Source organism: Longimicrobium sp. (assembly GCF_036280135.1).
GTDB lineage: Bacteria > Gemmatimonadota > Gemmatimonadetes > Longimicrobiales > Longimicrobiaceae > Longimicrobium.
The window spans coordinates 1-2,542 of record NZ_DASURI010000729.1; the positions used below are offsets into that span (position 1 = coordinate 1).

Genomic DNA, 2,542 nt, shown 5'->3' on the forward strand with positions numbered 1-2,542 from the left:
AGCCTGGAAGTGGATGGCCTCACACGCAAGCGCACGCCGGCGATGGCTGCCGGGCTGACTGATCGTTGCTGGACCGTTCAGCATCTGCTCTCGATGGTCGTGCCTCCTACGAGGCATCAACCATGAACGGGTACATGACCCGAAAGTGCGAAAGTGCGAAAGTGGGTCGTGCGCGGGCGGGGGGAGTGCGCGACTCGTGGATCCAGCCTGAGCGGGTAAACCCGCCGCTGGGACAGCGGTAAGCCCTGTCTCGCGCTGACGCGCTCTGCGAACAGGGCTTCAACTGCTCAAAAAGGGCCGCCCCGGTGCACCGAGGCGGCCCTTTCTGGGGCAGTCCGCGCAGGCGGACTTCGTGATTTTCCAGCGGCGAATTCATTCGCTCCGGCTGGGGCTGCGCGTCGTGCGCTTGGCCTCGCTTCGGCTGGGGAGATCGCGGCTTTTCTTGGACCCGCCGCTCTCCTGCGGTCCCGCGGAACTGCACGTCCCTGCACTGACTACGCTTCGTCCGTCTACCTTACCGCCTTGCGGAGGAGCGTGCGGGCGGAGGCTTGCTCGGGGCCAAAGACGCGCTGCTGCCAATCGGGCACCCGCGCATCGACGGCCAGGTACAGCGCCAACCCCAGATCCTGCGACCAGAAGCGCCCACCGCGGCGAAAACGCGTGAGCACCTCGCGCGGATCGGCATCGGCGCCGGCGTGGCGCAGCGCCGTGCGGTACGCGGCCCACTGCGCCACGCCCTCCATGTCCAGGAACAGGTCCTCCAGCTCCGCGTAGGCGTTCGCCTCGTCCGTCCCCGTGAACCACACGGCGTGGCGGCCCTCCGCCAGGCGCAGGGCGTTCGCGACCGCCTCTCGATCCCCCGTCATCGCCCGGCCGCTCGGCTCGCCGTACAAGAGCGCGATCTCGCCCTCCATCTGGTGGCGAAAGGCGGGGATGCTGTCGAAGCGGTCCTGGATGACGTCGTCGTCCAGGTGCTCGGGGTCGGGAACGCGCGCGGCGAGGGCGTCGATGCGCCCGTAGACGGTGCCCACCTGCCGGGTATGCGTCATCTCGTGCACGAACACGGCGTTGATGAGCCACGGATCGGCGGCGTGGCTGGGATCGCGATTCCACACGGACGGCATGGCGATCACGAAGAACGCCCGCCCATCCCCGTACGGCGCCGCGAACGCCAGCGGCCGGACGGGTACGCGCTGACCGCCGGGAAGACGCGCGCTGCCGTCGTGCGCCACGCCGCGCACCTGCACGTCCGCGCCCGCGAACCGCAGCGGCGCGCCCGCCGGCGACAGCGTGGCCGCGAGCTCCGCGTCTCCGCGCGCGTCCGGCGCCACGTGCCACACGCACGCGCTGTCCATGAACACCATCCACGGCAGCGGTGCGGGCGGCAGGCGAAGGTCGTCGCGGCTGGCCACCTCCCAGTCCTCCAGCGCGCCCTGATCCACGCGCGCCCCGCGTCGTCCAGCGTGCACGCGTGTGAGGCTGGCGCGGCGGTCAGCATCGACAGCGTCAAAGCCGCGGACGAGACCACGCGGCGCATCGAAATCATCGGATCGGGATCGGATTCGGGTCGGCTGCGCGCGCCGGGGACGTTGCCATCGGCCGCCGCCCGGTTACGTTGTGCGCATCGGCCCAGTTTCACGCGAACGTGCAGTTCACTCTCGCACTTTCGCACTCCCGCACTTTCGCACTTCGGCGAAGCCGACTCATGCCCGACCGAACCTTCCTGACCTGGCCGTTCTTCGGCGACGAGCATCGCGCGCTCGCGGCGGAGCTGGACGCGTTCGTGGAGCGCGAGATCGCGGACCTGCCGCACAACGGCGACGTGGATGCGACCTGCCGCGACCTCGTCCGCCGGCTGGGCAGCGGGGGCGTGCTGCGGCTGGCCGTCCCCGCGCCGTACGGCGGCGCGCGCGAGCGGCTGGACGTGCGGTCGCTGTGCCTGGCCCGCGAGATGCTGGCGCGCGCGCACGGCCTGTCGGACTTCGCGTTCGCCATGCAGGGGCTGGGTACGGGGCCCATCAGCCTCTTTGGGTCGGATGCGCTGCGGGAGCGCTACCTGCCGCCCGTGGCCGCGGGGGAGCGCATCGCCGCGTTCGCGCTGTCGGAGCCGGACGCGGGGAGCGACGTGGCGGCCATGACGACCACGGCGCGCCGCGTGGACGGCGGATACGTCATCGACGGCGTCAAGACGTGGATCAGCAACGCCGGCATCGCGGATCACTACGTCGTCTTTTGCCGGTTCCCCGAGGCCGGCGAGCGGGGCTACGCCGCGTTCGTGGTCGACGCGGACAACCCCGGCCTGCGCGTGCGCGAGCGCATCGACGTCATCGCGCCGCATCCCCTGGGCACGCTGGCGCTGGAGGACTGCCGGGTGGATGCGGACGCGCTCGTGGGCGAGGCGGGGGCGGGGATGCGCGTGGCGCTCGGCACGCTGGACGTGTTTCGATCCACCGTGGGCGCGGCGGCGCTGGGCTTCGCGCGGCGCGCGCTGGACGAGGCGCTGCGGTGGACGCGCGAGCGGCAGGCGTTCGGCAAGCCGCTG

2 protein-coding genes are annotated in these 2,542 nt (G+C 71.4%); one reads left to right on the forward strand and one right to left on the reverse strand.

Annotated features, from left to right (window positions below; all coding sequences use genetic code 11):
* Window positions 1-509: 509 nt before the first annotated feature.
* Window positions 510-1,442 (reverse strand): hypothetical protein, encoded by a 933-nt coding sequence (locus VFZ20_RS23520; protein ID WP_329686402.1) that lies wholly within the window; start codon window positions 1,440-1,442, stop codon window positions 510-512.
* A gap of 263 nt (window positions 1,443-1,705) precedes the next feature.
* Here VFZ20_RS23520 and VFZ20_RS23525 point away from each other — a divergent pair.
* A partial coding sequence (locus VFZ20_RS23525; protein WP_329686403.1) for an acyl-CoA dehydrogenase family protein occupies window positions 1,706-2,542 on the forward strand: 837 nt, incomplete at its 3' end.